A 25,476-nucleotide genomic window follows, 5' to 3' on the forward strand; every position below is an offset into this window, starting at 1 on the left:
AGTAAACTGTATTACTTAATATAACTATAATATTAATTGTTTGAATATTCAATAAAAAGTCTGAGAAATATCAGTTTTGGTAGAAAATGAATAAATATAGTTAGAAGTTGGATTATTATTTTATAACATTTTGTATTGAGTCTGATAAATTCTATAATAATTTGTTTTTGCCTTAAAATTGCCTTAAAATCTAAACAATTTTAAAACTAATGTACCATAAAAAGCTGATATAATTTAAATATAGTAAAAAATATTATTTATCTTATAGATTGGGGTTTTATTGTTTAATCAATGTATTTATACTATTTAATTTAAATTAAGAGTTTATTAAGGAGTGAGTGTATGAATAAGTTAATTTATATAGCAGATGACGAAGATAATATAAGAAATTTGGTAAAGACATTCTTAAAAAATGAAGGCCATGATGTTATGGATTTTAAAACAGGTGACGAACTTTTAGAGCAATTTAATAAAAAAGAGTGTGACTTAGTAATCCTAGATATAATGATGCCTGGTTTAAGTGGTTTTGATGTATGTACGAAACTTCGTGAGAAGAGTACTGTTCCAATAATAATGCTTACTGCAAGAGATACAGATATAGATTATATTACAGGAATAACTTTGGGTAGTGATGATTATTTTACAAAGCCATTTAGCCCAATGTCTTTAGTTATGAGAGTAAAGTCGATATTTAGAAGGATAGAATTTGAAAAGAAACAAATTTATGATAAGTATGGTGATTCTGTAGATATGGAATTGAAATTTGGTGATATAACAATAAATAAAAAAAATAAAATCGTTACAAATAAAAGTGACAATATAGACTTAACACCAAATGAATACAACTTATTAACTTATTTGTTTGAAAATAGAGACAGAGCAGTTTCTAGAGATGAATTATTAAATAAAATATGGGGATATGATATAGAAGTTGAGACAAGAGCTGCTGACGATACGGTAAAGAGACTACGTAAAAAAATTTTAGATACAAATATTTTGATAGAAACTGTCTGGGGTTTTGGGTTTAGATTAAAGGAGAAAAATTCAGATGGAAAATAAAAATGATAAAAAGAGAGGAAATAAGATTAAATCCATATTTAAATTAAAATTTTCAAAGAAAAATATAAGCATAAAAACTAGAATTTTATTGAGCATATTGTGTTTAATAATTGTAGTCTTTATGATAATATTAGTATCTTTTAATATATTGCTTGATACGTACATAAAAACGACTGCAAATGAAGAACTAACAAAATCTACAGAAATAGTAGAACATATGGATAGCAATTTTAGACCTATTAAGCCTCCTCAAGATGATGGAAAGCTTCCTCCAAAAGCATTATCTAATTTTATGAGAAATGTACAAGATAAAGTTAGGATGGCAGAAACACAATCAGATGCTGATGCTATGGTGGTTGATTCAAAGTATAACTTGATATTTCCAACAAGAGAGGATGATTTCTTAAAGAATATTGATGAGATGGAATCGATTAAAAAGTGTATCCAAAATGAAAAATTCGACTTAAACTCAGATGAAAACACACGTATATCCACTGGAAGTAAAGATTATTATATTTCGACTGTAAAAATTACTAGTATATATGGAGAACAAGATAAATATTTGATTCTTTTTATAGATATATCAAAGACTTTAAATCTAGTTCAAAAGATAAATATTGTATTGATATTTGTAATGTGTTTTGCTGGGATATTAGCAATATTTACAGCAGTAGTTTTATCTGAAAAAATTGCTAAGCCGATAAAAGAGTTATGTGGTTTTGCAAAAAAAATGGGTCAAGGAGATTTTAAAAGAACTTACTTTGACTTTTCAGATAAGGAATTAGTAGAACTTTCAAATATTATGAATAAGAGTGCTGAATATCTTGATAAGTATGATAATGAACAAAAAATATTTTTTCAAAATGCTTCTCATGAACTTAGGACTCCACTTATGTCCATTAAAGGTTATGCAGAAGCCATAAAGTATAATGTAATAGATAGCAAACATGCAAGTGATATAATACTTGAAGAAAGTGATAGGTTGAGTGATATGGTTGAAGATTTGTTATATATTTCTAAAATTGATAATATAACTAAAGATTATGACCTTGTAGAATGTGATTTAAGGGAAGTACTTTCAAACTGTGGTTCTAGACAAAATGTAAGAGCGGCAAATAAAGGTATAAAATTTATTTATGAGTTTGATGAAGAAATGGTTCTATTTGAATGTGATGAAAAAAATGTATCCAAAGCATTTATGAATCTTATAGAAAATGCTTTAAGGTATGCTAAGAGTGAAATTAAAATAGTATGTAAATATAATCAAAAAAATATAGTTGTTGTAGTTGAAGATGATGGGATTGGGATTAATAAAGAAGATTTACCTCATGTTTTTGAACGATTTTATAAGGGAGTTGGGGGAAATCATGGAATTGGATTATCAATAGTTAAATCTATTGTAAATAAACATGGTGGACGTATATATGCGGAAAATGGTAAAAAAGGAGCTAAGTTTACTATAGTATTTAAGTTATAAAGATAATATTGATATATATTAAAGAAATATGTCAATATTTGAAGTTGTTTTTTACATATATCTATTGTATACTGTTGAAAAAAGAACAATATTAAGCTGACATATATTATAATGGTTGACAATTAAAGTAGATGCTTAAATATACATGCAGAAAGGAAAAGTAAAATCTGAAGTGTATTTAGCTTAAGTAAGCTTCTTATTTTATAAAAAATATGTATGAAAGAACAACTGCTTTTTGATATTACAAATTTAGTAACAGTTATCTTTGAAGCTTTTGTTGTCCATATGTTTTTATCAGATTTTTTAGGTCAGAAAGAAGGATATACAAGAACTGTAAGATATGCTAGATTGGGTTTTATAATATGTTTAGGAGCCTGTAATTTAATAACTTTAAATCCTGTAATCACAACACCTTTAATTTTCATCCTTATTTTTTCATCATCATTTTTATATGAAGGAAATACAAAGACACGATTGTTTGCGACTGTTTTATTAAATGTATTCTTTATATTATCAGAAATTGTGGTAACAAGTATTTTTGTTTTATTTATAAAAGAAGGCTTCGAAATAATGTTTGAAAACAATACTATAAGAGTACCAGCCACAATTTTATCTAAGATAGTTTTTTTATTTATATGCAAGATAGTTTGTTTATTTAAAAAAGATGTACATTCAGATATGCCAATAAAGTATTGGGTTATTTTACTTGCAATACCTTTGTTCAGCTTATTTCTGACTATTTCTATCTTTGATGTAAATAATTTTTTTAGTTCTGAAAGTTTAAAATTTCTAAACTTAATATCAAGTGTTGGTATTTTATATATTAATTTTATCGTGTTTTATCTATTTAAATCTATTATAGATAAAACTAAATTATCTATGAAGTATGAAATACTTGAGCAAGAAATAATTCATAAGGAAGAATTAAGGCTCAGTAATGAACGTTATAAAATTATTGTTGAACAGACTGACTCTGTTGTCTTTGAATGGAATGCTAAAGAAAATAAATCATTTGTATCTCAAGCATGGAATGAAAAATTTGGATATAGTAGTAAATGTGACAATCTTTTAAAAGAGATTATGGATAAAGAATTAGTTCATCAGGAAGATTATAGTGGATTTGAAGAGTTTCTTAAGTGTATTAAAGAAAATAACAAACATAATCAGGTAATCTATCGTTTAAAAAAATCTAATGGCGAATACCTTTGGTGTAGAACATCAGTAACAAAGATTTTTAATGATGAAAATGAACTTTTGAAGGTTGTAGGCGTAATTGTAGATGTAGATAGTGATATAAAAAAATACGAAGAGTTGAAAACTAGAGCAGAAAGTGACTCATTGACAAATATATACAATAAAGGCACCTTTGAAAAATTAGTAGAAGAAGTTATATCTACAAATAAAAGTAATAAAAAAGATGCATTATTCATTATTGATTTGGACGATTTTAAGGAAATAAATGATAATTTTGGGCATCCATTTGGTGATTTTGTATTAAAAACGTTTGCTGAGAAGATACAAGATAGTTTTGGTAATGAAGATTTAGTTGGAAGAATTGGTGGAGATGAATTTGTAGTATATATGCAAGATTATCATTCAGAAGTAAATTTGCATAAAAAAGCTAAAGAATTAAATAGAGTACTTTATGAGAACTACAATGATTTAAGTTTTAGCTTTGAGGCTTCTGTTAGTATAGGTATTGCAAGACATCCTCAAAATGGAAATTCATTTTTAGAATTGTTTAAAAATGCAGATAGAGCTCTTTATAATGTAAAGGCTTCTGGAAAAAATTCTTACTGTTTATTTGAAGAAGAATTATATATACAGTGAATTTAGAAGATATAGTTTGAGTATATAGTTAAATTATTAAAAAAATTGACTCATGTAGTGAATTTGTAAGTATTTGTTAAAGGCTATGACCATAAAAAGCATAGCCTTATTTTCATGTCTAATTAAGCACTATGTATTTTAAAAGAATTCTATTTATTAAAACCAAATTGTCAATAAGTTTTATAGTTTAAAAATATGTAGGATTCATAAATGGTATTGTAAGTTCTGTGACTTCTCCACTTGGAAAATCTGTCTCTCCCACAATGAAGGGTTCAAGTTTGTCGCTTTTCTGAAACAAGTTTTGAAAGAATTCTACTGGATAATTTTCCTGATTTAAAAATTTTAGATTCTTTTCAAATGCTATTTGTGCAGGATGTTTAACTAGTTCTCTAATTTCTTTCCTTGTGTTTGTGTCAATAAAATATTTTCCACTTTTATCAGAGCGAAATTCTAGGTCTGTTCCTATAGGCATATAAAAAATATTCAAAGTAGTTGGTTCAATATTAACAAGAGTATTAAAATCTACAATTGTCATGTTTTTAGGATTATCAATATACTCTTGTGTATCTGTATCTCCAAAAGCAATTAGCATTTTCTTAACTCAAAATAATGTAATACATATTACCAAACCTATAGCGCTGATAGCCAAAAAAATCAATCCAACTCCAACTGATTTTTTTCTAGATTCAATTTCTTTACAATCTTCTTTAGACATATCTATAATAGGGTATTTTCGTCTACCTATTAAGTATATTATTAAACCACTCGAATTATTACCATTCATAGCAAACAATCCCCACAATTTAGGATGTTTTAATCCACGAGCTTTTGCATCAATCACAGTCATATGATAAATTTGATATACAACACCAACTGAACCCACAAGAGCTACAGCAAAACATATCAAAATAAGCATAGTTTTATTCACTTCCATAATGAGTACACCTCCTAAAATTTTCTTATAATTTGGTAGAACAATGCTGATGAACTTATTATTGCTGTACAAAATACACTAACCATAAAGTAGTAGTTGTCTGGTATAAAGCTATTAAATAGCACAAATAAAATAAGTAATATAATATTGATAATAATTGCAGTTATTAACTTTTTATTACTATTAACTAGATTTGTACTTTCTTTTAAATGTTCAATCATTTTATTATCTCCTTTCAATAATTCATCTAAGCTAATGGAATACAAATCACTTAGTTTGATGACGCTTGTAATATCTGGATAAGATTTCTCATTTTCCCAATTTGAAATTGTTTGTCGTGATACATTAATTTTTTCTGCAACTTTTTCCTGTGTCAATCCAGAATTTATACGAGCATTTTTCAGTTTCTTTCCAATTTCCATGTAGCTATCGCTCCTTTTATAATTATTTTGTCATATTGAGAGGGTAAAATCTATCAAATATCTTTTACAATAGTGATTTAAGTGTGTCAAAATATTTTTACATGCCTGTATATGTGTTGAAACAGGTCTTATTTCTTGAGTTAATTTCAATCATTTTTATAGAAATATAAATCTGAAGTATTTCATCAGCATAATCTAGTGTAATACCTGTAATTTCTTTTATTTTATTAATTCTATAAAACAGAGTATTTCTATGGATATTTAAAACTTCAGCTGCTTTGCTTGGTGAATTATTAAAGTAGATATATTGCTTTAAGGTCTCTAAAAAATTAGAACCATTTTTTTTATCTTCTTCAATTAGTTTGGTTACAGCAGGATGATTGAGGTCATATAAATCATAGTTGGTACTAAGTAGCTCGTAGAGGATATATGGTATGCTTTTTCCAAATGGAGAAAAGTTTATGTCATATTTTTGAGCAATTTCACTAGCTTTTTTGGCTTGAATATAATACTTCCAACTATCAGATAGCTTTGAAAATCTTGGGCTTATTCCAGCATAAAGTGAATTTAGTTTTAAGTAATTAATAAATTCTTTATTTTCATGCTCAATTAAATTATGAATTAAAGAATCATTAATAAAAACAACTAAAGTAGACTTGTATACTACACAATTATTAGATGGTATAAATGCACTTAAAGACTGCATAATAAAAGGAACTTTACTGTCAAAGTAATTATTATCTTTGTTTACTATTACCATTATGTTTAATGAATTTGACTTAGTCCAATTTAGATAATGAAATCTTCTGCTTATAGTATCATCATCTAGATACTTTTTTTCCAACAAATCAGAAAGTATATAATTAGGAATAAGTTTTTTATCTATATTAAACAGATTATTTTTTTGCAATTCTAGAGATAAAGCTTTATTAAGTGATTCTAATAATTTGAAGTGAAATTCATTAAATGGAATTTTCCATTCACAGATAGCTATATGAGCTATTTCAATTTCTTCTACACACACGGATGAGATTAATGTACCAAGCCAGCTGTCTGGTTTATTTTCTTCTTTAATAGATTTATTATAATGTATTTTTTTATGTATATTTTGATATTTTATGTAATTTATTGTTTCTTCGTCTAAATATTTATCTCCATTAGAATCTTCAGTAAGTTGCAATATATCACTAACATCATAAGAATGAGCTAAAACTTTGAAGGTAGAGTCACGAATTATCATGGGATAGCCAAATTCTTCATGTGCTATATCAATTAAATATTGTATGCCTTTATTCTCAGAAACCACATCAAAAAACCTTTGAGAACATAAACTAAGACGTATTTCTTGATTCATAATATTTAACAATTCACTAAAAAGGTCATATTTTTCTTTTTTTGATTTTATGATACAAATATCTGAGTTTAAATTATATCTTTCTAAATCAATGTTAACTTCATTTTGTATAAATATACCTAAAAAATTTATATTGTTCAAATCCACAGTAATATCTGATATATTTCCTAAATATAAACATCCAGTAGTAAATTCAGTTTGATTATTCTTATAAATATTCAAGCTAGTAATGTCTATATATTCATCTGGAAATGGCTTTAATACTGAGATATATTGAGATATATCTTTCATTAAATCTGTTAATTTCATGCTAAACCTCCTCTAATTATATTTGATTGTACTATAGCACAATCAATATAGTATATTTTACATTAAAGTTTAGATTATAACACATAGTTTAGGTAAATTAATTTATATATAATTAGTTATATAAATTAAGAAAATATCAAAGTAAGAAATTTTTAATTAAATAAGAATTAAATTTTTAATAAATAAAAATAAAGGGAGTGTGAAGTATGGCAATAACTAAAATTACTAATGTTAAAATATTTGATGGAGAAAAACTTTCAGAACAAAGGAGTGTTGTAATAGAAGATGGTGTGATATCATCAAAAACAATATCTGATATTACTATAGATGGAGAAGGATGCACTTTACTTCCAGGATTTATTGATTCTCATATACATTTGGATAGTTTAAAAAACTTGGAGGACGCAACTGATTGGGGTATAACTACTATGCTTGATATGGCAACTAATAGTAAAGATGTAGTAGAATCTTTAAGAAATTTAGACGGATTAACTGATATTCGTAGTGTATATGAACCTGTTGCACCAGAATCTCACCCTCATCTTATGGGAATGGGGTTTAAAGATAGTAAAATACACACTATTGAAGATGCTGAAAATTTTGCTAAGAAACAAATTAAACAAGGAGCAGATTTTGTAAAAATCATAATAGAAGACCCTAAAACATCTAAAACGGCTTTTGATTTTGAGACAATAAAAAGAGTAGTTGAAATATCTCATGAACATGGTAAAAAAGTATTTGCTCATGCACCTACAACTATAGCTTATGAATATGCAGAAAAAGCAAATGTTGATGTAATAAATCATATTCCTTTTATAGGTAAATTATCTGATGATGTAGCCAAAAGGATAAAAGAGAAAAATCTTATATCAATTCCAACTATAGTTATGATGGAAAGTATAGTATCAAATATAAAAAAAGCTACAGGAAGAGAAGATGTTAGGTTAGAAACAGCAATAGAAAATACAGCTACATTGAAAAAAGCTGGAGTGATGATATTAGCTGGAACTGATGCAAATAATGATGAAAATTCTATTAGTATAGTGAAACATGGGGAATCTCTTCATCGTGAATTTGAATTATTAGTTAAGGCAGGTCTTAATACAATTGAAGTACTTGAGAGTGCAACAAGTTTACCAGCAAAATTATTAGGTCTTAATGACCGTGGAGTAATAAAAGAGGGAAAAAGAGCTGATTTAGTAATGGTTGAAGGTGACCCAATTAAAGATATAGCAGCAACTAGAAATATAAAAGGTGTATGGATAAAGGGTAATAAAGTAAGATAATGAATTGAGTATTGTTAAAAATAAAAGAAGTTTATGTTAAAGGAGATTGAGAACATGTTATTAAGTAGACCAGAGAAGGTTGATAGACTTTATAAAGATGCAGAAAAATGGCTATTAGATAACTCTAGAAATTAGTTTAAATATAAATAAAGATGTAGGTGATTTTATATAAAATCACCTACATCTTTTTAAATAAACTTCTGTATGCTTTAGATAATACTATTATAAAATTTATTTAATTTGCTATACTCATTATTAATCTTTACATTCATTTTTGTATTCTTTAGTATCTCCTTTTACATTTTAACTTCTGCTGATATTTGAGTTAGATATTCATTAGAATCTCTTACACTTATATCATATAGGAGATATTCTTCATAAACAAAATCTCCCATATATAAATTATTTTGATTGAAAAATTCTAATAGTTTTTCATAAGTTTTATTAATAGTTTCATAACTTCCTTTATGATAAGCAGTTACATAAAGCCCTTTTGGTTTGATTGATGTAGGATATTTCTTATAGTCTTTATTAACTTTTGTAAATAAATATGAATATGACTCAAAATCTCTATTCATTATATCTTCGCCTTTAATGATTGAACCAATCATACCATCATCACCTAAATCATAGTTATCCATAAAGTTAATACATTCATATAAAAAGTTTTCATCATCATCTCCAAGAAAGGGTTCTTTATAAGTAAGAGGCGTTTTGACTAAATACTCTTCCTCATGTTCTTCTAAAGTAATCGTATTTGCATCTATATTACATGCTTTTTTAGTAAATGAAATAGTAGACTCCATTAAAGCCTTAATATTATTCAATTTTTCAATTTCATTGTTAATATCAAGAGTTTTCTTTTCTAAAAGTTCAATTAGTAAATTCGGAGTTCGTTTATCTATATAAGCTTTAATTTCTTTTAAAGGCATTTTAATTTCCTTAAGAGAAGAGATTATACCAAAAATACTGAGTTGATGGTATGAGTAGTATCTATATCCGTTTTCCTTCTTTAACTCTGGAGAGAAAAGACCTATATCATCATAATGAAAAAGCGTCTTTTTATTGACTCCACAAATCTTTGCAAATTCTCCAGTTGTGAAATAATTTTTCGAAATTTGACTCATAATTAAAATTCCTCCTTGACTATCCTGTTACAGTATAGTTTATCATAATATTCTATAAAGGAGTGTGATTGTATGAAAAAATTAATTCGTTTTTTAAAACCATATAGAGTTTTAATTGTTACAGTGCTGATGTTTACATTTTTACAAACTCTTGGAACTTTATATATACCAACACTTACAGCAAGTATAGTAAATAATGGTGTAGTAAAGGGGGATGTAGATTATATTGTAAAGACAGGTTTAATTATGTTGATAGCAGCAGGTATAACAGCTTTATCAGCTGTTTTAGTTTGCAAAGTATCATCAAATCTCTCATCTGGATTTTGTAGAGATATTAGAGAAGCAGTATTTATAAAATCACAAGATTTATCAATAAATGATTTTAATAAAATAGGAACAGCTTCAATGATTACTAGGAGTACTAGTGATATTACTTTAATAGGTCAATCTTTGTTTATGTTTATTCAGTTGGTATTACCAGCACCAATCATAACAGTTTGTGGTTTATTCTTAGCATATTCTATAGATAAAGTAATGACAATTATTATTGTTACAGTAATGTTTCTATTCATGTTATCTGCGTTTTTGGTTGGTAAAAAAGTTATCAGATTGTTTAAAATGATGCAAATAAAGATGGATAATATGAATAGAGTATTACGTGAAGTAGTAACTGGAGTAAGAGTTATAAGAGCTTTTGATAGAAGTCGTTTTGAAAAAAAGAGATTTGATAGAACTGCAATAGATTATTCTGAAACAGCAATTTCAATAAATAAAATATTTGCAGTACTTATGCCTGTTGTAATGTTAATAATGAACTTAGGTATAGTGAGTATAATTTGGTTTGGTGGTATGAGAGTAAGTAATGGAAATATGGAGATAGGTCATATAATGGCACTGGTTGAGTATTGTATCTTAATATTATTTTATTTAATTATGGGAGTAATGGTATTTATGTACATACCTAGAGCAGGAGCTTGTGCAGATAGAGTAAACCAAATCTTAGACATAGAACCTGAAATTGTAGATGGAAATGGATATAAAGATATTACTTCAAAAAGAGGCCATTTAGTATTTAAAAATGTAACTTTTTCATATTCACAGTCGGAGGAACCTGTTTTAAACAATATAACATTTGAAGCAAAATCTGGAGAAGTAACTGCAATTATAGGAAGCACTGGTTCTGGTAAATCTACTATTGCAAATATAATACCACGTTTTTTTGAAATTCAATCTGGAGAAATATCTATAAATGGTCAAGATATTAAGAACATGCCTCAAAAAGAGCTTAGAGACAAGATTGGATTTGTACCACAAAAAGCCTTTTTATTTAGTGGGACAATAGAAGAAAATATAAGATATGGAAAAGAAGATGCAAGTATTGAAGAAGTAAAATATGCTGCAAATGTAGCCCAAGCTGATGAATTTATTTCTGATATGGAAGATAAGTATGATTCGTTCGTAGCACAAGGAGGAAATAACTTATCTGGCGGCCAGAAACAGAGAATATCTATTGCAAGGGCATTAGTTAGAAAACCAGAAGTATATGTTTTTGATGATAGCTTTTCTGCATTAGATTTCAATACAGATAAAAGGCTTAGAAAAGCATTGAAGAATGAAATTAAAGATTCATCAGCCATAATTATAGCACAGCGTATAAGTACAATTATGGATGCTAATCAGATTATAGTTTTGAATGATGGAGAAATTGTAGGTATAGGAAAACATAAAGAGTTACTTGAAAATTGTGAAGTTTATAAGCAAATCGCAGATTCACAGCTTAGTAAAGAAGAACTTGCATAGAGTGAAGAATCAATCTGTGTATTTGGAGGTGTAATATGAGTGAAAAAATAACAGAAAAACAAGATGTAGATGTACTTAGTTTTGAGGATGGTATGTCAGCAGAAAAAGCTAAAAATGCAAAAAAGACTACTAAAAGATTATTGAAATATATGAAGAAACAAAAATTTAAGTTATTAATGATTTTTATTTCAGTATTAGTAAGTTCAGCTCTTACAGTTTTAGCACCAATGGTTATGGGAAAAGCTATTGACCAATTATTTAATGGGATTAAAACTGCAGTTCAAACAGGTACAAAGTTCAGTGTGAATTTTAGTACTATGGGAGGTATAATATCAATACTTCTAGGGTTATATTTGATTAGTGCAGTATTCATATATATACAACAATATATTATGTCAGGGGTTGCACAAAATTTAGTTCTTAACATGAGAAAAGATTTAAGTGATAAATTAAATAAGCTTCCTCTTAAGTACTATGATTCCCACAAAAAAGGGGAAACACTTAGTATCGTAACAAATGATTTAGAGAAGGTAGCAGATAGTTTACAAGAAGGGTTAATGCAACTTATTACGGCAGTGGTCACAGTGATTGGTTCTATTGTAATGATGATAAGCATAAGTATACCACTTACAATAGTATCAGCTGTAACATTGCTTGTTTCCTTAGGTATTACTGTTATAATTGCAAGAAAATCACAAAATAGATTTTCAGAAAATCAAAAAGCATTGGGAGAATTAAATAGCAATATAGAAGAGATGTTTACTGGTCAAATAGTAGTCAAGGCATTTAGTAAAGAAAAAGATACTATAAAAAACTTCAAAGAATTAAATCAAAATCTTTATAATGCTAGTAGAAAAGCTCAATTCTCATCATATGCTATATCTCCAATTATTAGATTTATAAATCAAATTGGGTATGTTATTATAGCAGTTGTGGGAGGTGTATTTGCATCAACTGGAGCAATGACTCTTGGTAGTATACAGGCGTTTATACAATATGTAAATCAAGCATCAGAGCCTACTACAGAGATATCTTATATTGTAAATATGCTTCAAGCTGCAATTGCATCTGCAGAGAGAGTTTTTAAAGTTATGGATGAAGTTGAAGAAATAAAGGACAAAGAAGATTCAAAAGTTATCAACATGCCTAAAGGTAAAGTGGAATTTGAACATGTTAAATTTGGATATAGTGATGATTCTATTCTTATGAAAGACATTAATATTAAATTGAATGCAGGAGATAAGATTGCAATTGTTGGACCTACAGGAGCTGGGAAGACAACTCTTGTAAATTTACTTATGAGGTTTTATGAGATACAAGGTGGAAGAATTACTATTGATGGAGTTAATATAAAAGACTTAAAACGTGGAGAACTTAGAACTATGTTTGGAATGGTTCTACAAGATACATGGCTATTTAATGGTAGTATAAAAGAAAATATTGCTTATAGTAAGTCAGATGCTACAATGGATGAGATTGTAAATGCAGCAAAATCAGCAAGAGTAGACCACTTTATAAGAACTTTACCTAAAGGTTATGATACCGTATTGACTGAGGATGCTTCTAATCTATCTCAAGGTCAGAAACAACTTTTAACAATTGCCAGGGCAATACTTTCAGACCCATCAGTGTTAATTCTTGATGAGGCAACCTCTAGCGTAGATACTAGAACAGAGGTTGAGATTCAAAAGGCAATGAATAACTTAATGAAGGGAAGAACTAGCTTCGTTATTGCACATAGATTATCCACTATTCGTGATGCGGATTTAATATTAGTAATGAAAGAAGGTACTATTATTGAACAAGGAAATCACAAAGAACTTATTGAAAATAAAGGATTTTATGAAGAACTTTATAATAGCCAATTTTCAAGTGAATATGACGAAGAAGTTGTGTAATTAAAATAATTAATATGATAAGAAATAGATAGACTTATTTTAAATAAGTCTATCTATTTTTCATTTGAAACAACTAAATCAATAAATAATTGCATAAGTGGACTAATCCACTTATTTTTATGATGGCCACATACTGCTACAATGCTTCTATCATCTAACTCTGTATCTATTGCACATAGTTCTCCTGTCTTCAAATCATCTTCTACTGCAAACGTAGGAAGGTATGACACTCCCATATCATTTTTTACTAAATTTTTAATAGTAGGTATACTCCAGAGTTCAATCGTATGGTCTAGAGTAATATTTTTTTCATTTAAATATGATTCAAACATTTGTCTAAAAATACATGCTGGCTCATCTATTATGAAAGGTATATCTAATTCTTGGTTTGGAGTAATAAAATCAGGGAATTGTTTTTTTACTTTTGGAGATGCAACTAGTGTCAAAGGTGATTCTCCAACAGTATAGGTAGAAATAGAATTTCCCAAGCCTCCAATATCTTTATAAAATATTCCTAAATCAATGCTTCCTGCAAGCAAAGAATTTCTAATATCATAGCAATTCATTGAGCGAAGAAATAGCCTTGCATTTGGTGCCATTTCATGAAAACGTTTTAAAATAGGAGGTATTTTATAACAAATAAGAGTTTCTCCCATTGCGATATGTAAATCACCACGTAACTCAGACAAGTCAGTACCAAAATTCTTCATTTTATCAACAGAACATAGAACGTCATCCACATAAGGTATTAGATTTTTGCCAGCTTTAGTTAGAACCATTTTTCTTCCTATCTTTTCAAATAAGTGTGTAGATAGCTCTTGTTCTAACTGTTGTACTTGGAATGTTATTGTTGATTGTGTGTAATTGAGTTTATTTGCTGCTTTAGAAAAACTACCTTCTTCTATTATGGTTTTAAAAGTTTGTAGGTATTTAAAATACATGCTCATCCTCATTTCATTCAATATAATTGAAGTATAGATTTAAATATTTCGATTTTTTTTATTGTTTGATTTATAGTATTATAATATAAAAGGAGAGTGATTACAAGTGTTGAGTGAAGTTTTATTGTCTTTTTTACCATACGCATTTGTTACAGGTTTTACACCAGGACCTAATAATATTCTTGCATTAAACACAATTAGTAATAATGGATGGAAAAAAGGAAAGTCAGTGGTTATAGGAATTAGTATGGGATTTATATGTATTATGTTTATATGTGCTCTTGGATGCCTTGAATTATCAAAGTTTATACCAATGATTACTGGTATTATGAAGTACATAGGAGCACTTTATATTATTTGGTTAGCAATACAAGTAGCTAAGAGCAAGCCAAACAATGATAGTGATGTGAAGAAAGAATCCTTTTGGACTGGATTTATTCTGCAGTTTGTCAATGTAAAAATTATAATATTTGCTATTACTGTATATACAGGGTATGTAATACCTGTGTCACAGTCAGTTGAATATTTATTATCAGCAGCAGTTTGTAATAGTATTGTAGGCATATCTGGGACTTTGACATGGGCTCTAGCAGGAGGTATTTTACAAAAATATATAAACAAGCATTATAAAGTAATTAATATTATTATGGCACTAGTACTTGTTTGGAGTGCAGTAAAACTAATTTTAACATAATTAAGCATATAAATTTAATTATTTAGTATTATAAATTTAGAAGATGGAATTATGGATTATATCATTTTGAATAAGAAACTTGATTTTTTATTTGAAATATTTAATTTATCTATAAATAACATCTTCTTTTTTTTACCTCTAAAACAACTATTCACTGACTATACAGAATCTAATACCATATAAAATTTAATAAATTTATAGAAATCTCATCAGCTTAATCTTGTTTGCCACATATATGCCATAAAGATGCACTTATTTTACGGAGATTTAACAAAGTCAAGTGAAGTATACTCTAAATATAAAATAAATCAAACATAGTTAAATGAATTGAGAGGTGATAATAATGGATAAGAAGTTAAACTATAGATTTGAGATGAAACACAAAATAACTGAAGCTGATGTCCTAGCTTTAAAATCAAGGCTTTATCCAATAATGAAAAAAGATAGAAATGCATCAAAAGATGGAAAGTATCTTATCAGAAGTTTATATTTTGACACTCCTGAAGATAAAGCACTTTTAGATAAGTTAAATGGAGTTGCAATGAGAGAAAAGTTTAGAATAAGATTTTATAATAATGACCTTTCTTATATAAAATTGGAGAAGAAAATAAAACATTATAATATGACATCAAAACTGTCAGCTAGTTTAACTAAAAAAGAAGTAGAGAAGATATTAAAAAATGACATTGAGTTTTTAAAAGAATCGACAAACTGCTTATTAAGAGAATTTTATTTAAAAATAAAATGTGAAAGATTGGAGGCAAAAAGTATAGTTGATTATGATAGAGAAGCTTTTGTCTATCCACTTGGAAATGTAAGAGTTACAATCGATAGCAATATTAAGACTTCTGTAAATTCAGTCAATTTATTCAATAAAGAATTGCCAACAGTATCAGTTATTGATGAAAATATGACTGTATTAGAAGTTAAATATGATGAGTTTATACCAGATTTTATAAAAGATTTGGTTCAGATTAATAAAACTACTTCTACAGCAGTTTCAAAGTATGCATCAAGTAGATTGTATATATAGGATTTAAATTCAAATTTTAGGTAAAGAGCGTCCAAATAAAATAAAAAAATTAAAAAATAGGAAGGATGATTTTAGTTATGACGTTTAACGATATTTTTAAATCAAGTTTTATAGAAAATGTATCAGGTTTTTCATTTGTAGATAGTGCTTTAGCTCTAGGTTCAGCATTTTTAGTAGGTTTGTTTATATATATGATTTACAAAAAAACCTATATGGGTATTATGTATTCTCGACCATTTAATGTGTCACTTGTAGCACTTACAATGCTTACAACTTTCGTAATATTGGCAGTTACATCAAATGTAGTTTTATCTCTAGGTATGGTTGGTGCTTTATCTATAGTAAGATTTAGAACAGCAATTAAAGACCCAATGGATTTGGTATTTCTATTTTGGTCATTAGGCTCAGGCATAGTTTTAGGTGCAGGTTTGATTCCATTAGCTGTTATGGGTTCAATAATCATGGGATTGATTCTAATATTCTTTTCAAACAAAACAATATCTGAAACACCATATATACTGATGGTAAATTGTAATAATGAGAATTCAGAAGATATTGCAACTGACAAAATTAAAAAAGTATTTTCTAAATATCAAATAAAATCAAAAAGTGTTACACCAGAAAAAGGTATAGAATTGGTATTTGAAGTAAGAATGAAAGACGGAGAAACAAGTCTTATAAATGACTTAAGCCAAGTCGATGGAGTTACTAATGCAGTTCTTGTAAGTTATAATGGTGACTATGTAGCATAGAGAGGAGTAATCTTTTATGAAAGATAAAAAATTTACCCTTCTTATCTCAATTATGGTTATATTTTTATGTGCAGTAGTTGGAGTTTACAGTACATATGGTAATAAAAATGTTGATTTATATAGCAATGTATATATTGAAAAATATTTTGACAGAGACAAGGTTATGGAAGTTAATATAGAAATAGATGAAAGTGACTTGGAAGATATGAATGAAAATGCTATAAAAGAAGAATTTAAAGTTGCAAAAGTAACTGTAAATGGAGACACATATGGAAACGTTGGTATAAGAACTAAAGGAAATTCAAGTCTTACATCTGTAGCAAATAGTGATAGTGATAGATATAGCTATAAGATTAATTTCGATAAATATAATACTAGTCAAAGTATGGAAGGTCTTACTCAATTAAACCTTAATAACTGTTATTCTGACCCATCTTATATGAGAGAATTTTTAACTTATAGTGTCTGTGAGGAGATGGGATTAGCTACTCCAGAATTTGCATATGCTAAAGTTTCTATAAATGGTGAATATCATGGATTATATTTGGCAGTAGAAGGGTTAAAAGAATCTTATCTTGAAAATAATTTTGGAGATGTAACTGGAGACTTATACAAATCAGATGAAGGAGCCTCATTACAATATGAGGGTGATGACCCAGATAGTTACTCAAATCTAATCGTTGAAAGTGACAAGAAAACTGCTGATTGGTCTAAAGTTACAAAACTACTAAAATCTTTAGATACAGGTGAGGATGTTGAAAAATATCTTGATGTAGATTCTGTCCTCAAAAATATAGCAATAAGTACAGCTTTATTAAATCTTGATAGTTATCAAGGTAGTTTCGCTCATAATTACTATTTATATGAACAAGATGGAGTGTTTTCTATGTTGCCATGGGACTTTAATATGTCATTTGGTGGATTTAGTGGTTTTGGTGGAGGTAGTCAATCTATAGCTATTGATGAACCTACAACAGGTAATTTGGAAGAGAGACCTTTAATATCTGCATTATTAAAAAATGATACATATAAAGCTAAGTATCATGAATATCTAGAAGAAATAGTAACCAAGTACTTGGATTCAGATTATCTGGAAAATATGACAACAAAATTACATGACTTGATAGCATCATATGTAAAAGAAGACCCAACAGCATTTTATACTTATGAAGAATTTGAAAAAAATATAACATCTTCAATTGAAGACTCTAGTGATAATAAGGGATTTGGTGATAAAGAATCTAATAATAAAGATTCTAACAATAAAAATAAGAGTTTTGAAAACAAAAGTAATGAAAAAGAAGTTAATGCTGAATTAACATTAAGCAAAGCCAAAACTAATACGGATAATGATACTCAAAATAACACTACAGATAATAGTGAAAATGAGAATAATACAAATACCAATAAAAGTGGTGATGATACTAATGAAAAGTCAGGAGGGCCTATGGGTAAAGGTGGAAAGTCAATACCAGGAGTTTTAGAAGTTGCAGAAAATATGAGTAAAACTATAAAAGCTCAATTAAGTGGAGAATCTTCTTCAACTAAGGAAACTTCTGATGATAATAGTTCAAGTGAAAGTAAAGACACAGAAAATTCTGATGATAAGATGAGTGGCATGCCAGAGCCACCTGAAGGCATGGATGGTAAAACACCACCAGGAATGGGAAATATGGATAAGGGTGATATGAATGGTAAAAATGGAGATATGAATATAGATAGAAGTCAAGGTAATCCAAAGGAAGCTGGGGGTTTTGGTAATAAAGGAGGCGACTCTATGAATAAAACAACAACATACTCTAAATTAATTTTAGGTGGAGTTTCAATGATAATCATGTCAGTTATGCTAGTAGGTGTATCAAAGATAAACCGAAGAAGATTTATAAAGTCAAAATAGATTTAGATACAAATAATATTGATACTGTTAAGTAAATATCTACTTAACAGTATTTTTTTTATTTTAATATCTTTGTTTTTAATAAAAAGTATTTTCTTATTAGTGTTAGATTAATAATCGTTGTAATTTCGTACATTTATAATTTTACAATGATATAGTAAAATTTAATTCTATTAAAAAAGTACATAGAAAAAAACGATTAGACAAAGTATGAAAAGTATAATACGATTATTTTGGGGTAAATGGAAAATAAATTTATATTTTGTAGAAATATCCATAAAAATGAATGTTTTAAATTTAACTTATATTAAAGTAAAGAGTGATGTGTAAGTTTAAAAATTATAAAACTAAATTATAGTATATAAATAAAGTTTAAATTCATGTAAATAAAAATATCATCAAGTAATGTACAAATATTTAGAAGAATAGTTATGCCACAGGCTATAAGAGTAGCTATACCTGCATTATCTAATCACTTTGTAGATTTAATTAAGGGTTCATCACTAGCTTTTACTATAGGGGTAATAGAAATAATGGCAACAGCAAATTATAATGGCGGTAGTAAATATAAATATCTAGAAGCTTTCTTAGTAGCAGGATTTGTGTATTGGTTCATATTATTTGTATTTGGATTTATTCAAAAGAAAATAGAAGAAAAACTAAATGCTGCATACTAACAATAATATTACCATAATAAAATAAAAGCTATTTAAATATAATAAAATATGTTTAAATAGCTTTTATTATTTAATTATAAATAAAATTGAAAATATAGTGTTTAATTGTAGAAAACATAAATTATTTCTTCAAAAAAATAATCTGAAAATTTGTAACCAAATTGTAATAAAATGGTAGTTATTTAGCATAAAATGATGTATCATAGAGTTAGATTATAAAATTTATAAGATAGGATTTTTGCACGAAAACTGCTGACTTTTGGTATTTAAGGTGAGTAGTTAAATTATGTTTAGGAGGGGTAGATTTTGTTACAAAAAGTATTATGGAAATTTTCAAAGCTGGTTTTAGGTCTATTTATATGTTCAATTGGTATAGTATTGACGATAAATTGTAACCTAGGTTTATCTCCTTGGGATGTGTTTCATCAAGGTCTTTCAAATCATGTAGGAATAACTATAGGGACTGCCTCTATAATTGTAGGCTCTATAGTAGTTATAGCTGATGTTATTCTAGGTGAAAATGTAGGATGGGGAACTGTATTCAATATGTTATTAATTGGCTTTTTTATGGACTTACTTCTATATACTAACTTAATTCCAAAGACGGATAGTGTATTAATAGGAATAATTATGTTAATTTTAGGTTTGGGGCTTGTAGCTCTTGGAATGGTATTTTACATGGGAAGTGGTCTAGGAAGTGGACCCAGAGATGGTTTGATGGTTGCTCTTCAAAAGAAAACAGGAAAATCACTTAACTTAATAAGAGGAACTATAGAAGTTGGTGCATTAATAGTTGGATTTTTCTTAGGTGGAAAAGTTGGCATAGGAACTATAATAAGTGCATTTGGTCTAGGATATCTTACACAAATATTATTCAATTTGTTTAAATTAGATTGTAGTAAAATCAAACATAGATTTATAATAGATGATATAAAATTTATAAAATTGTATGTGAGCGGAGATAAAAAACCTGCTACTCAAAATATGGCTAAATAGCTCTATAAAGAATTAATTAGAAGTATATAGTAATTATAAATAAAAATTTTCTTGTAAATATATAAAATTTCAAATATTAAAAGATATGGATTGCTAAAAAACTATAAAATATAGATTTTTAGCAATTTTTTATTTACTTAACATATTCTAAGACTTTAAAAGCTTTTATATATGTTATATGAATTGATTTATTTATAATTAGAGATACTAAACTTTATAGATATTAATATAAACACATTCAAATTGTGTATTTTCAAAGCCTTTAAAATACTTGTATTTATTCTAACTAAAAAAATAAAAAAATTAGCAAAAAAGTCTTGTATTATATCTAAATTTTATATATAATTACCTATGTTGTTTACAAATTTTAAACTCAATGTTTAGTAAACAAAATGTTTAGTAAAATAAAACAAAAATTAGGAGGTGCAACATGGATATAGGTGAAAAGATAAAAAGATTAAGAACAGAAAAACAACTGACCCAGGAAGAGTTAGCTAATAGATGTGAATTGTCAAAAGGATTTATTTCTCAACTAGAAAATAACTTAACATCACCATCCATAGCTACCCTTATAGATATACTTGAGATATTAGGTACAAATTTAAGGGAATTTTTTAATGAAATAGATGACGAAAGAATTAGTTTTACAAAAGAAGACATGTTTGAAACTGAAGATGAAGATTTAAAATATAAATTAAAGTGGTTAATTCCAAATTCACAAAAAAATGAAATGGAGCCAATAATAATAACATTGTATCCAGGTGGACAATATAAAGAAGAAAAGCCACATGAAGGTGAAGAATTTGGATATGTATTAGCAGGTTCAATATATGTTCATATAGGCGAAAAGAAAAATAAGGTAAAAAAAGGAGAAAGCTTTTACTTTAGACCAAGAGCAAATCACTATATATCAAACGAAGGTAAAACGACAGCAAAAGTGATTTGGGTAAGTACGCCACCATCATTTTAGAATAGAGGTGTTTAATAAGTGGTAGAAAATATAATAGAATTAAGAGATATATCTAAGCATTATGAGGAACTTACTGTTTTAGATAATTTCAATTTAGATATAAAGAAAAATGAGTTTTTAACTTTACTTGGACCAAGTGGATGTGGAAAAACTACTACATTAAAAATAATAGCAGGGTTTGAGTATGCTGATGATGGTAAAGTTTTATTTGAAAGTAAAGAGATAAATAATTTGCCACCGTATGAAAGACAAGTAAATACAGTGTTTCAAAAATATGCTTTATTTCCACATATGGATGTATATGAAAATGTAGCTTTTGGACTAAAAATTAAAAAGACTCCAAAAGATGTAATAGATGCTAAAGTGAAAGAGGTTTTAAAACTTGTTGCACTAGAAGGCTTTGAAAGACGACAAGTTGACTCATTAAGTGGAGGACAACAACAGAGGATTGCAATAGCAAGAGCTTTAGTTAATGAACCAAAAGTATTGTTACTAGACGAGCCACTTGGAGCATTAGATTTAAAATTAAGACAAGAAATGCAAATAGAATTAAAAAGAATTCAAAAAAAATTAGGAATAACATTTGTGTTTGTAACTCATGACCAAGAAGAGGCTCTTACTATGTCAGATACTATTGTTGTAATGTACAAAGGTAAAATACAACAAATGGGAACACCTCAAGATATATACAATGAACCTAAAAATTCATTTGTAGCAAAGTTTATAGGTGAAAGTAATATATTTGATGGAATTATGATGGAAGATTATAAAGTAAATTTCTGTAATAGAGAGTTTGAGTGCGTAGATAAAGGATTTGAAAAAAATGAAAATATAGAAGTAGTAATAAGACCAGAAGATATAAAAATGGTAAAGCCAGAAGAAGGAATGTTAAAGGGGAAAGTTACATCTACAGTATTTAAAGGAGTGCACTATGAAATAGAATTAAATGAAAATGGAAGATTGTGGATACTTCATAATACTAAAAATGCTGAAGTTGGAGTAGAACTAGGCATGGACATATATCCAGAAGACATCCATATAATGAGAAAAGAGAGTAACTAATATGAAGAAGAAATCTTTTTTAGCATATCCATATGTAGTTTGGAGTGCGATATTTGTAATAATTCCTTTAATACTAGTAGTATTTTTCAGTTTTACAAAAGACTCAAGTACAGGTTATGCATTTACACTTGAGAATTATAAAGAAGTAATAGACCCTATATATATTAAAGTATTTGCTCGTTCTATTCTTTTAGCAGGAGTAGCTACATTGATATGTCTTGTAGTTGGTTATCCAGTGGCATATATAATTTCAAAAGCTCATGTAAGTAGAAGAGGTTCATTAATACTGTTGTTTATTCTTCCTATGTGGATGAATTTTCTTTTAAGAACGTATGCATGGGTAGCTATATTAGGAAAAAATGGACTTTTAAATACGTTTTTAGGATGGTTTGGAATACAGCCATTAGCAATTTTGTATACTAATGTTGCTATACTTTTAGGTATGGTATATAACTTTTTACCATTTATGGTTCTTCCAATATATACAGCACTTTCAAAGATGGATAATGATTTAATAAATGCTGCTCATGATTTAGGTGCAAATAACATGACAGTATTTAGAAAAATTATATTTCCTTTGAGTTTGCCTGGAGTAATGTCTGGAATAACTATGGTATTTATGCCAGCAGTTACTACTTTTGCAATATCAAGACTGCTAGGTGGAGGTAAAATAATGTTAGTTGGAGATTTAATTGAACAACAATTCACAGTTGTTGGAGATTGGAACTTTGGCTCAGCTATATCGATATTTATGATGATAGTAATATTAATATCCATGTCGATAATGTCAAAATTTGGAGATGAATCTGACAAAGAAGGTGGTGGGTTACTATTTTAAAATTAAAGAAAATAACTTCTAATATATATTTAGCATTAGTATTCTTATTTTTGTATGCACCCATATTTGCATTGGTACTATTTTCTTTTAATGATTCAAAATCAATGGCAAGATGGAATGGATTTACGTGGAAATGGTATGGTCAATTACTTCAAAATGAAAGTATAATGAGTGCTTTATATTACACTGTTGTTATAGCTATATTAGCATCTGTAATATCAACAATAGTAGGAACTATAAGTGCTATAGGAATACATAAGATGAGAGGGAAGAGTAAAAAATTAATACTGAATGTAAACTACCTTCCTATTTTAAATACAGAAATAGTTACAGCAGTAGCCCTTATGAGTCTATTTGTATTTGTAAAAATGGAATTTGGTTTTACAACAATGTTATTAGCACATATAATGTTTTGTTTGCCATATGTTATACTTTCAGTTTTACCAAAAATGAAGCAATTACCTGATAATATAGAAGATGCAGCTATGGACTTAGGAGCAACACCTATGTATGCTCTTAGAAAAGTAATTTTACCACAAATAAAACCAGGTATAGTTTCTGGATTTTTGATTGCATTTACTATGTCAATAGACGACTTTATAATAAGTTTCTTTAATGCTGGAAATGGTGTAAGTAATCTTTCTATAGAAATCTATGGAATGGCTCGAAGAGGTATAAAGCCTGAAATAAATGCATTATCAACGATAATGTTTGCGGTGGTTTTAGGATTACTTCTATTGGCTAATAAAAAAGAATCTATAGTAAGGGGGACTAAATAATGATTAAGTTTAAGAAAATAATATCCCTTATAACTGTAGGTATGATTACAGCAACTTTATTTACAGGATGTAATAAGTCAACAGATTCTACAAAGGTTCTAAATGTATATAATGTTGGTGATTATATAGATGAATCTCTTATAGATAAGTTTGAAAAAGAAACAGGAATAGAAGTTCAGTATTCAACTTATGATACTAATGAAATGATGTATCAAAAGGTTAAGAGTGGTAGCACTCATTATGATTTAGTTTTTCCATCAGATTATATGGTAGAAAAAATGAAAAATGAAGGTCTTTTGGAAAAAATAGATTTTAAAAATATACCTAATATGAAGTATTTAGATAAGAGTTTTTTAAATCCTGTATATGATGAAACTAATGAATATAGTGTTGCATATATGTGGGGTACTCTTGGAATCTTATATAATAAAAAAGAAGTTAAAGAGCCTATAGATAGTTGGAATATACTTTGGAATCCAAAATATAAAGGAAACATGATGATGTTTGACTCTGTTAGAGATACTATAGGGATAACCCTTAAAAAATTAGGATACAGTATGAATAGTGTAAATCCAAAAGAAATAAATGAAGCAAAAAATCTTTTAATAAAGCAAAAGGATTTGGTCTTAGCATATGTAAACGATGAAGGAAAAGATAGATTATTAGGTGGAGAAGTTGCAATGGGCATGTTGTATTCTGGAGATGCAGTTACATTGATGGATCAAAATCCTGACCTTGATTATGCTATACCTAAAGAAGGTACAAACAAGTGGGTGGATGCTATGTGTGTACCTACAACAGCACAAAATAAAAAAGAAGCTGAGTTATTTATAAACTTCTTGCTAGACCCAGAAAATGCAAAAGTAAATGCTGAGTATATTGGATATTCAACACCTAATACAGGAGCACTAAAGTTATTGGACCCAGAAATAACTAGCAATCCTGTTGCATATCCATCTAAGGATGTACTTGCTAAATGTGAAACTTTTGAAGATATTGGTGAAAACATCAAGTTATATGATAAGGCTTGGATAGAGTTAAAATCAAAATAGAGTATTATTTATTTAATAATATTTACTTAATAAAACTGTTCTTATTTAGAAATTATTTTCTAATTATTGAACAGTTTTATTTTTTTGCTTATACATAAATATGTATATGTTATAGATATATATAATTTATTTACTATAAATACATACATGATAATTATTTTAAAGATAAGCAAATAGATAGCATTAATTTTAAATATTTGCTTGTTTTTTTATTATTTATTTATATATATATAATTTAATTTATTTTTATTAAGTTAAAAAATTATTTACATATTGATTTTAATAATAA

23 protein-coding genes are annotated in these 25,476 nt (G+C 27.6%); 17 read left to right on the plus strand and 6 right to left on the minus strand.

Annotated features, from left to right (window positions below):
* Positions 1-342: 342 nt before the first annotated feature.
* The 3 genes from IC758_RS05030 to IC758_RS05040 all read left to right on the plus strand — a co-directional run bounded on the left by IC758_RS05030 (position 343) and on the right by IC758_RS05040 (position 4,366).
* Positions 343-1,059, plus strand: a complete 717-nt coding sequence (locus IC758_RS05030) for a response regulator transcription factor (RefSeq protein WP_054269556.1) — start codon at positions 343-345, stop codon at positions 1,057-1,059.
* A complete protein-coding gene (locus tag IC758_RS05035) occupies positions 1,049-2,536 on the plus strand; it encodes a sensor histidine kinase (RefSeq protein WP_227860803.1) in 1,488 nt (495 codons plus the stop codon). The genes IC758_RS05030 and IC758_RS05035 overlap by 11 nt, the downstream gene beginning before the upstream one ends.
* Before the next feature lie 216 nt (positions 2,537-2,752).
* Complete coding sequence (locus tag IC758_RS05040; RefSeq protein ID WP_227860804.1) at positions 2,753-4,366, plus strand: sensor domain-containing diguanylate cyclase; 1,614 nt, start codon at positions 2,753-2,755, stop codon at positions 4,364-4,366.
* A 187-nt stretch (positions 4,367-4,553) separates the two neighbouring features.
* Here IC758_RS05040 and IC758_RS05045 read toward each other — a convergent pair whose 3' ends face one another.
* The 4 genes from IC758_RS05045 to IC758_RS05060 all read right to left on the minus strand — a co-directional run bounded on the left by IC758_RS05045 (position 4,554) and on the right by IC758_RS05060 (position 7,385).
* Positions 4,554-4,958, minus strand: a complete 405-nt coding sequence (locus tag IC758_RS05045; RefSeq protein ID WP_227851469.1) for a DUF2185 domain-containing protein — start codon at positions 4,956-4,958, stop codon at positions 4,554-4,556.
* Between the two features lie 9 nt (positions 4,959-4,967).
* Positions 4,968-5,300, minus strand: a complete 333-nt coding sequence (locus tag IC758_RS05050) for a hypothetical protein (protein ID WP_227436650.1) — start codon at positions 5,298-5,300, stop codon at positions 4,968-4,970.
* 14 nt (positions 5,301-5,314) lie between these two features.
* Positions 5,315-5,722, minus strand: a complete 408-nt coding sequence (locus IC758_RS05055) for a helix-turn-helix domain-containing protein (protein ID WP_227860805.1) — start codon at positions 5,720-5,722, stop codon at positions 5,315-5,317.
* Positions 5,723-5,819: 97 nt separating this feature from the next.
* A complete protein-coding gene (locus IC758_RS05060; RefSeq protein WP_227436647.1) occupies positions 5,820-7,385 on the minus strand; it encodes a PucR family transcriptional regulator in 1,566 nt (521 codons plus the stop codon).
* 206 nt (positions 7,386-7,591) lie between these two features.
* Here IC758_RS05060 and IC758_RS05065 point away from each other — a divergent pair, with 206 nt between their 5' ends.
* Positions 7,592-8,671, plus strand: coding sequence for an amidohydrolase family protein (locus IC758_RS05065; protein ID WP_227824780.1), 1,080 nt, complete (start codon positions 7,592-7,594; stop codon positions 8,669-8,671).
* A gap of 296 nt (positions 8,672-8,967) precedes the next feature.
* Here IC758_RS05065 and IC758_RS05070 read toward each other — a convergent pair whose 3' ends face one another.
* Positions 8,968-9,798 (minus strand): MerR family transcriptional regulator, encoded by an 831-nt coding sequence (locus IC758_RS05070; protein WP_227482926.1) that lies wholly within the window; start codon positions 9,796-9,798, stop codon positions 8,968-8,970.
* A gap of 72 nt (positions 9,799-9,870) precedes the next feature.
* Here IC758_RS05070 and IC758_RS05075 point away from each other — a divergent pair, with 72 nt between their 5' ends.
* Together IC758_RS05075 and IC758_RS05080 are read left to right on the plus strand one after the other, a co-directional pair.
* Positions 9,871-11,598, plus strand: a complete 1,728-nt coding sequence (locus tag IC758_RS05075; protein ID WP_227860806.1) for an ABC transporter ATP-binding protein — start codon at positions 9,871-9,873, stop codon at positions 11,596-11,598.
* 35 nt (positions 11,599-11,633) lie between these two features.
* Positions 11,634-13,496 (plus strand): ABC transporter ATP-binding protein, encoded by a 1,863-nt coding sequence (locus IC758_RS05080; protein WP_227824783.1) that lies wholly within the window; start codon positions 11,634-11,636, stop codon positions 13,494-13,496.
* Between the two features lie 53 nt (positions 13,497-13,549).
* On the opposite strand, the gene IC758_RS05085 is transcribed toward IC758_RS05080, so the two are convergent.
* Positions 13,550-14,437, minus strand: coding sequence for a LysR family transcriptional regulator (locus IC758_RS05085; protein ID WP_227436635.1), 888 nt, complete (start codon positions 14,435-14,437; stop codon positions 13,550-13,552).
* 106 nt (positions 14,438-14,543) lie between these two features.
* On the opposite strand from IC758_RS05085, the gene IC758_RS05090 reads away from it, so the two are divergent.
* From IC758_RS05090 to IC758_RS05140, 11 genes are all read left to right on the plus strand, one after another.
* Positions 14,544-15,131 (plus strand): LysE family transporter, encoded by a 588-nt coding sequence (locus tag IC758_RS05090; RefSeq protein ID WP_227436633.1) that lies wholly within the window; start codon positions 14,544-14,546, stop codon positions 15,129-15,131.
* Between the two features lie 343 nt (positions 15,132-15,474).
* Positions 15,475-16,164, plus strand: coding sequence for a polyphosphate polymerase domain-containing protein (locus tag IC758_RS05095; protein ID WP_227436630.1), 690 nt, complete (start codon positions 15,475-15,477; stop codon positions 16,162-16,164).
* 77 nt (positions 16,165-16,241) lie between these two features.
* Positions 16,242-16,916: a DUF4956 domain-containing protein gene (locus tag IC758_RS05100; RefSeq protein WP_407812130.1), complete on the plus strand. Its 675-nt coding sequence runs from the start codon at positions 16,242-16,244 to the stop codon at positions 16,914-16,916.
* A 16-nt stretch (positions 16,917-16,932) separates the two neighbouring features.
* Positions 16,933-18,813 (plus strand): CotH kinase family protein, encoded by a 1,881-nt coding sequence (locus tag IC758_RS05105; protein ID WP_227860807.1) that lies wholly within the window; start codon positions 16,933-16,935, stop codon positions 18,811-18,813.
* Positions 18,814-19,244: 431 nt separating this feature from the next.
* On the plus strand, positions 19,245-19,490 hold the full coding sequence (locus IC758_RS05110; RefSeq protein WP_255630960.1) for a hypothetical protein: 246 nt from the start codon (positions 19,245-19,247) through the stop codon (positions 19,488-19,490).
* Positions 19,491-19,796: 306 nt separating this feature from the next.
* Positions 19,797-20,486, plus strand: coding sequence for a YczE/YyaS/YitT family protein (locus tag IC758_RS05115; protein ID WP_227436626.1), 690 nt, complete (start codon positions 19,797-19,799; stop codon positions 20,484-20,486).
* Between the two features lie 430 nt (positions 20,487-20,916).
* Complete coding sequence (locus IC758_RS05120; protein WP_021383760.1) at positions 20,917-21,456, plus strand: helix-turn-helix domain-containing protein; 540 nt, start codon at positions 20,917-20,919, stop codon at positions 21,454-21,456.
* Positions 21,457-21,474: 18 nt separating this feature from the next.
* The gene (potA, locus tag IC758_RS05125) at positions 21,475-22,518 is read left to right on the plus strand and encodes a spermidine/putrescine ABC transporter ATP-binding protein (RefSeq protein WP_227436625.1); all 1,044 of its coding nucleotides are present in this window, start codon (positions 21,475-21,477) and stop codon (positions 22,516-22,518) included.
* Between the two features lies 1 nt (position 22,519).
* Positions 22,520-23,356, plus strand: a complete 837-nt coding sequence (locus IC758_RS05130; protein WP_227436623.1) for an ABC transporter permease — start codon at positions 22,520-22,522, stop codon at positions 23,354-23,356.
* A 104-nt stretch (positions 23,357-23,460) separates the two neighbouring features.
* A complete protein-coding gene (locus IC758_RS05135) occupies positions 23,461-24,135 on the plus strand; it encodes an ABC transporter permease (protein ID WP_227436781.1) in 675 nt (224 codons plus the stop codon).
* Complete coding sequence (locus tag IC758_RS05140) at positions 24,135-25,187, plus strand: ABC transporter substrate-binding protein (RefSeq protein ID WP_227482919.1); 1,053 nt, start codon at positions 24,135-24,137, stop codon at positions 25,185-25,187. The genes IC758_RS05135 and IC758_RS05140 overlap by 1 nt, the downstream gene beginning before the upstream one ends.
* Positions 25,188-25,476: the final 289 nt, after the last annotated feature.

The organism is Clostridioides sp. ES-W-0016-02, from assembly GCF_020641035.1.
Classification (GTDB): domain Bacteria; phylum Bacillota; class Clostridia; order Peptostreptococcales; family Peptostreptococcaceae; genus Clostridioides.

Coding starts and splice junctions, on each gene's coding strand:
- IC758_RS05030 (WP_054269556.1), top strand. CDS start 343: ATGAATAAGTTAATTTATATAGCAGATGACGAAGATAATATAAGAAAT.
- IC758_RS05035 (WP_227860803.1), top strand. CDS start 1,049: ATGGAAAATAAAAATGATAAAAAGAGAGGAAATAAGATTAAATCCATA.
- IC758_RS05040 (WP_227860804.1), top strand. CDS start 2,753: ATGAAAGAACAACTGCTTTTTGATATTACAAATTTAGTAACAGTTATC.
- IC758_RS05045 (WP_227851469.1), bottom strand. CDS start 4,958: ATGCTAATTGCTTTTGGAGATACAGATACACAAGAGTATATTGATAAT.
- IC758_RS05050 (WP_227436650.1), bottom strand. CDS start 5,300: ATGGAAGTGAATAAAACTATGCTTATTTTGATATGTTTTGCTGTAGCT.
- IC758_RS05055 (WP_227860805.1), bottom strand. CDS start 5,722: ATGGAAATTGGAAAGAAACTGAAAAATGCTCGTATAAATTCTGGATTG.
- IC758_RS05060 (WP_227436647.1), bottom strand. CDS start 7,385: ATGAAATTAACAGATTTAATGAAAGATATATCTCAATATATCTCAGTA.
- IC758_RS05065 (WP_227824780.1), top strand. CDS start 7,592: ATGGCAATAACTAAAATTACTAATGTTAAAATATTTGATGGAGAAAAA.
- IC758_RS05070 (WP_227482926.1), bottom strand. CDS start 9,798: ATGAGTCAAATTTCGAAAAATTATTTCACAACTGGAGAATTTGCAAAG.
- IC758_RS05075 (WP_227860806.1), top strand. CDS start 9,871: ATGAAAAAATTAATTCGTTTTTTAAAACCATATAGAGTTTTAATTGTT.
- IC758_RS05080 (WP_227824783.1), top strand. CDS start 11,634: ATGAGTGAAAAAATAACAGAAAAACAAGATGTAGATGTACTTAGTTTT.
- IC758_RS05085 (WP_227436635.1), bottom strand. CDS start 14,437: ATGTATTTTAAATACCTACAAACTTTTAAAACCATAATAGAAGAAGGT.
- IC758_RS05095 (WP_227436630.1), top strand. CDS start 15,475: ATGGATAAGAAGTTAAACTATAGATTTGAGATGAAACACAAAATAACT.
- IC758_RS05100 (WP_407812130.1), top strand. CDS start 16,242: ATGACGTTTAACGATATTTTTAAATCAAGTTTTATAGAAAATGTATCA.
- IC758_RS05105 (WP_227860807.1), top strand. CDS start 16,933: ATGAAAGATAAAAAATTTACCCTTCTTATCTCAATTATGGTTATATTT.
- IC758_RS05110 (WP_255630960.1), top strand. CDS start 19,245: ATGCCACAGGCTATAAGAGTAGCTATACCTGCATTATCTAATCACTTT.
- IC758_RS05120 (WP_021383760.1), top strand. CDS start 20,917: ATGGATATAGGTGAAAAGATAAAAAGATTAAGAACAGAAAAACAACTG.
- IC758_RS05130 (WP_227436623.1), top strand. CDS start 22,520: ATGAAGAAGAAATCTTTTTTAGCATATCCATATGTAGTTTGGAGTGCG.
- IC758_RS05135 (WP_227436781.1), top strand. CDS start 23,461: ATGGCAAGATGGAATGGATTTACGTGGAAATGGTATGGTCAATTACTT.
- IC758_RS05140 (WP_227482919.1), top strand. CDS start 24,135: ATGATTAAGTTTAAGAAAATAATATCCCTTATAACTGTAGGTATGATT.